The organism is Streptomyces sp. NPDC041135 (genome assembly GCF_055592085.1).
The window spans coordinates 1-5380 of the sequence record NZ_JBVIYZ010000073.1 but is presented as its reverse complement, the minus strand read 5'-3'; the positions used below and the strand labels follow the sequence as shown (position 1 = coordinate 5380).

Genomic DNA, 5380 nt, shown 5'->3' with positions numbered 1-5380 from the left:
TCGAAGGCCTCCGCGAACACAGGCTGGGCGGCATACAGCTCCCGGCCCATCCCCGCCCGCTGACTGCCCTGCCCCGTGAACAGGAACGCCGTACGTCCCGAGTCCGCCACCCCGGTCAGCAGGTCACCGTCGGCCAGCGCTCCGAGCCCGGTGATCAGCTCGTCCTGTGAAGCTCCGAGTACCACCGCCCGGTGCTCGAACACCGTCCGCGTCTCCACCAGGGACCGGGCCACATCCAGCACGCCCGCCGAAGCATCCGCCATGACGAACTCCCGCAGCCGCACCGCCTGCTCCCGCAGCGCCTCCGCCGACCGGGCGCTCAGCACCCAGGGCACGACACCCGGAACCTGCCCGGCGACAACCGCCTCAGGCTCCGTCTCCGCTTCCGCCGCCTGCTCGATGATGACGTGGGCGTTCGTGCCGCTGATGCCGAAGGACGACACCGCCGCCCGGCGCGGCCGGTCCGCCTCCGGCCAGTCACGCTCCTCCGTCAGCAGGGACACCGTGCCCGCGGACCAGTCGACGTGGGTCGTGGGTGCGTCGACGTGCAGGGTGCGCGGCAGCACCCCGTGCCGCATCGCCTGGACCATCTTGATGACGCTGCCCACGCCGGCGGCCGCCTGGGTGTGCCCGATGTTGGACTTGAGCGAGCCGAGCCAGAGGGGGCGTTCGGGATCGTGCTCGCGGCCGTAGGTGGCCACCACGGCCTGCGCTTCGATGGGGTCGCCGAGCTTGGTGCCCGTGCCGTGCGCCTCCACGGCGTCGACGTCGGCGCCGCTGAGCCGGGCGTCGGCCAGGGCCTGCCGGATGACCCGCTGCTGAGCCGGGCCGTTCGGGGCGGTCAGGCCGCTGCTCGCGCCGTCCTGGTTGATGGCGCTGCCGCGGAGCACGGCGAGGACGGGGTGGTTGTTGCGCCGGGCGTCGGAGAGGCGCTCCAGCAGGACCAGGCCCACGCCCTCGCCCCAGCCGGTGCCGTCGGCGGACTCGGCGAAGGCCTTGCAGCGCCCGTCGCCGGACAGGCCGCGCTGGCGGCTGAACTCCACGAAGGTGCTCGGGGTCGACATGACGGCGACGCCGCCGGCCAGCGCGAGGGAGCACTCGCCCTTGCGCAGTGCCTGGGCGGCGAGGTGCAGGGCGACCAGGGAGGAGGAGCAGGCGGTGTCGACGGTGATCGCCGGGCCCTCGAGGCCGAGGGTGTAGGCGACGCGGCCGGAGGCCACGCTGCCGAGGCTGCCGTTGACGAGATAGCCCTCGAAGCTCTCCGGGGCGGGGGAGAGGCGGGACGCGTAGTCGTTGTACATGACGCCCGCGTAGACGCCGGTGTCGCTGCCGCGCAGGGTGCGCGGGTCGAGGCCGGCCCGCTCCAGCGTCTCCCAGGCCGTCTCCAGCAGGAGCCGCTGCTGGGGGTCCATGGCGAGCGCCTCGCGCGGGCTGATGCCGAAGAAGTCCGCGTCGAACTCGGCGGCGCCGTACAGGAATCCGCCGTGCCGGGTGGTGGACCTGCCGGTCGCCGCCGGGTCGGGGTCGTACAGGTCCTCGGCCCAGCCCCGGTCGGCGGGGAACTCGCCGACCGCGTCCACGCCGCCGGCGACCAGCTCCCACAGGGCCTCGGGCGACTGGACCCCGCCCGGGTAGCGGCAGGCCATGGCCACGATCGCCAGCGGCTCGTGGTTCCTGGCGTCGAGTTCGGACAGCTGGCGGCGGGCCTGACGCAGGTCGGCGGTCGCCCGCTTGAGGTACTCGCGGAACTTGTCTTCGTTGCTGGCCACTGCGGAGAACCTTTCGGGCAGCCGGACGGATGCGTCAGAACTCGGGAGTCGTAGGTGCCGTACCGCTCGCGCCGGTCGTGCGCGACCGGCCACGACGGACCGCGAAGAGCGCGTCGCGTCAGTCCTCGACGACCCGGATCGCCAGCGACGGGCAGCGGCGGGCCGCGTCGCGGGCCTCCGCGTGGTGCTCGGGGCCGGGCTCCGGCTGGAGCACGACGGCTATGCCGTCCTCCTCCCGCTGGTCGAACAGGTCGGGCGCCACCAGGACGCACATGGACGAGGCGCAGCATTCGGCCTGATCGACGACGATGCGAAACGTCACCAGGTCACCTCCAGGGTGTGAATTCCGTACACGGTCGAGTCCTTGTAGGGGAGCTGGTTCACCGGGGTCACCAGGCGCAGCCCGGGGACGCGGGCGAAGAGGGTGTTGAAGGCGATCTCCAGCTCCGCGCGGGCCAGGTTCTGCCCCAGGCAGGCGTGCACGCCGAAGCCGAAGGCGACATGGCCGGCCGTGTTGCGGCGCAGGTCGAACCGGTCCGGGTCGGGGAAGACCTCGGGGTCGTGGTTGGCGGCTGCCCCCGACGCGACGAACCCCTCGTCCGCGCGGATGGTGACGCCGCCGACCTCGGTGTCCGCCAGCAGCACGCGCGAGGTCGGATAGTCGACGATGCTGAGGTAGCGCAGCAGTTCCTCGACCGCCTGCGGCATCAGGGAGGGGTCGGCGGCCAGCGCGGAGAGGTCCGCCGGGTCGCCGTCGAGGAGGGTGGCGACGCCCAGGGAGATCATGTTCGCGGTCGTCTCGTGCCCGGCGAGCAGCAGCAGCATCGCGAAACCGGTCAGGTGCTCGTGGTCGTACAGGCCGGCCTCGCGGTACTTCACGGCGAGCCGGCTCAGCAGCGCGTCGTCGGGCTCGGTGTCCTTGCTGGTCACCAGCTCACCGAGGAAGGAGCGCAGCGCGGAGAAGGCGCCCTCGCGGTCGGCTGCCGTGCTGGTGCGGTTCAGCAGCACCTCGGTGTTCTTCTGGAAGATCGACCGCGACTCGTAGGGCACGCCCAGGAGTTCGCAGATCACCAGGGAGGGCACCGGCAGCGACAGCTCCTGCACCAGGTCCACGGGCCGGCCGGTGGACCCGGCCGCCAGGATGCCGTCCACGCACTCGTCGACGATCTCCTGGATGCGCGGCCGCAGCCGGCGCACGCGGTTGGCGGTGAACTCGCCCGTCACCATGCGGCGGTGCAGCGCGTGCTCCGGGGCGTCCATGGACAGCAGGAACCCCTTCTGCGCGAACGCCTGGGTGTTGGCGACGGTGGCGGGGAAGGCCGGGTGGGCGCGGTTGGAGCTGGTCGCCGGGTTGCTCAGCAGGGCCCGTACGTCCTGGTGCCGGGTGAGCAGCCAGGCCGTACGGCCGTTCTGCAACCGCACCCGGGAGACCGGCCGCTCGGCGCGCAGCCGCGCGTATTCCGTCGGAGGTCCGAAAGGGCAGGAGCGGGCCATCGGAAATGACGGTTCCTCGTGCTTTTCGCCCTCGGTCATGGGAACAGACCCTCCGCTCCGATCGCTGCTCTGAACACGCGTGATTCGCGGGCAGGTTATGGATGATTCCTAAACTCCCACTAAAAACTTTCACCGAAAGCCGGGAGCGCACCGCCCCCACCTGTGACGGCCCCTCTCCACCAGCCGCTTTAGCGTCGAAAAAGAGGTAATCAAGCCCCACCGCGAAAGTGTGACGTGCGAACGAGTGAGCGCATGTCAGCGACGTCCGAGGCGCCGGCACCTGATCGTCCGAGGGGGATGGGCTCTTACATGCCGAACGAAGCGAAGCTCCGCGAATACCTCAAGCGTGTAACGGCCGACCTGCAGCAGACCCGCCGCCGGCTGGCCGACGTGGAGGGGCGGGACCGGGAGCCGATCGCGATCGTCGCCATGGCATGCCGTTTTCCGGGCGGTGCGGCCTCCCCGGAGGAACTCTGGAAAATCGTCGCCGACGGCACCGACGCGATCGACGAATTCCCCACCGACCGCGGCTGGGACCTGGAGCGCGTCTACGACCCCGACCCCGAGGCCGCCGGACATTCCTACGCCCGGCACGGCGGATTCCTCTACGACGCACCCGAGTTCGACGCGGACTTCTTCGGCATCAGCCCGCGCGAGGCGCTCGCCATGGACCCCCAGCAGCGGCTCCTGCTGGAGACGGCCTGGGAGACGCTGGAACGCTCCGGGATCGACCCGCACACCCTGCGCGGCAGCGACACCGGCGTCTTCGTCGGCGCCATCCCCCAAGACTACGCGCCCGGCGTCCACGACGTCCCCGCCGAGGTCGAGGGCTACGTCGGCTCCGGCGTCCTCACCAGCGTGGCCTCCGGCCGCGTCGCCTACACCCTCGGCCTCGAGGGCCCGGCGATCACCGTGGACACCGCCTGCTCCTCCTCCCTGGTCGCCCTGCACCTCGCCGTCCAGGCCCTGCGCACGGGCGAGTGCTCCCTCGCGCTGGCCGGCGGCGTCACCGTCATGTCCGCCCCCCGCATCTACATCGAGTTCAGCCGGCAGCGCGGACTCTCCCCCGACGGCCGCTGCCGCGCCTTCTCCGCCGACGCCGACGGCACCGGCTTCTCCGAGGGCGCCGGCATGCTCCTCGTCGAGCGCCTCTCCGACGCCCAGCGCCACGGCCACGAGGTCCTGGCGGTGATCCGCGGCAGCGCCGTCAACCAGGACGGCGCCAGCAACGGCCTGACCGCCCCGAACGGCCCGGCTCAGCAGCGGGTCATCCGGCAGGCCCTGGCCAACGCCCGCCTGACCGGCGCCGACGTGGATGCCGTGGAGGCGCACGGCACGGGCACCAAGCTCGGCGACCCCATCGAGGCCCAGGCCCTCATCGCCACCTACGGGCAGGAGCGCAGCCCCGAACGGCCCCTCTGGCTCGGCTCGCTCAAGTCCAACGTCGGCCACACCCAGGCCGCGGCAGGCGTGGGCAGCGTCATCAAGATGGTCCAGGCGATGCGGCACGGGGTGCTGCCTCGGACGCTGCACGTGGATGCGCCGAGTCCGCACGTGGACTGGTCGGCGGGGGCGGTGTCGCTGCTGACGGAGGAGCGTGACTGGCCGGAGACGGACCGGCCGCGCCGGGCGGCGGTGTCGTCCTTCGGCATCAGCGGCACGAACGCCCACGTCATCATCGAGCAGGTCCCGGAAGTGGAGACGGTTGTCGCCGGGGAGGGTGCGCAGGTTCCGGGTGTCGTGCCGTGGGTGCTGAGCGCCCGGTCGGCGGAGGCGCTGCGGCAGCAGGCGGCGCGGCTGCGGGAGTTCGTCACGGCGGATGCCTCGCTGGGCGTACCCGACGTGGCGTACTCACTGGCCACGAGCCGGGCCGCCTTCGAGCACCGGGCGGTGGTCTTCGGCGGTGGGCGCGAGGAGCTGCTGGCCGGGCTGACGGCACTGGCCGAGGGCGAGACGCCGGCCACGGTGACCGATGCCGGACACACGGCGTTCCTGTTCACGGGCCAGGGCAGCCAACGGGTCGGGATGGGCCGGGAGCTGTATGCCGCCCAGCCTGTGTTCGCGGAGGCCTTCGACGCGGTGTGCGCGGTGGTCGACCCGTATCTGGAGCGGCCGTT

4 protein-coding genes are annotated in these 5380 nt (G+C 72.0%); 1 reads left to right on the top strand and 3 read right to left on the bottom strand.

Annotation, left to right across the window (positions count from 1 at the left end; all coding sequences use genetic code 11):
* From ACZ6CZ_RS37515 to ACZ6CZ_RS37505, 3 genes are all read right to left on the bottom strand, one after another.
* Positions 1 to 1790 (bottom strand): type I polyketide synthase (locus tag ACZ6CZ_RS37515; RefSeq protein ID WP_469030497.1); only part of this gene is annotated, 1790 nt, incomplete at its 3' end.
* A 97-nt stretch (positions 1791 to 1887) separates the two neighbouring features.
* Positions 1888 to 2091: a ferredoxin gene (locus ACZ6CZ_RS37510; RefSeq protein WP_469030495.1), complete on the bottom strand. Its 204-nt coding sequence runs from the start codon at positions 2089 to 2091 to the stop codon at positions 1888 to 1890.
* Entirely contained in the window at positions 2088 to 3302 is a 1215-nt protein-coding gene (locus tag ACZ6CZ_RS37505) for a cytochrome P450 (RefSeq protein WP_469030493.1), read from the bottom strand. Before ACZ6CZ_RS37505 ends, ACZ6CZ_RS37510 begins: the two co-directional genes overlap by 4 nt.
* 270 nt (positions 3303 to 3572) lie before the next feature.
* On the opposite strand from ACZ6CZ_RS37505, the gene ACZ6CZ_RS37500 reads away from it, so the two are divergent.
* Positions 3573 to 5380: type I polyketide synthase (locus ACZ6CZ_RS37500; RefSeq protein ID WP_469030491.1), on the top strand; the 1808-nt coding region annotated here is incomplete at its 3' end.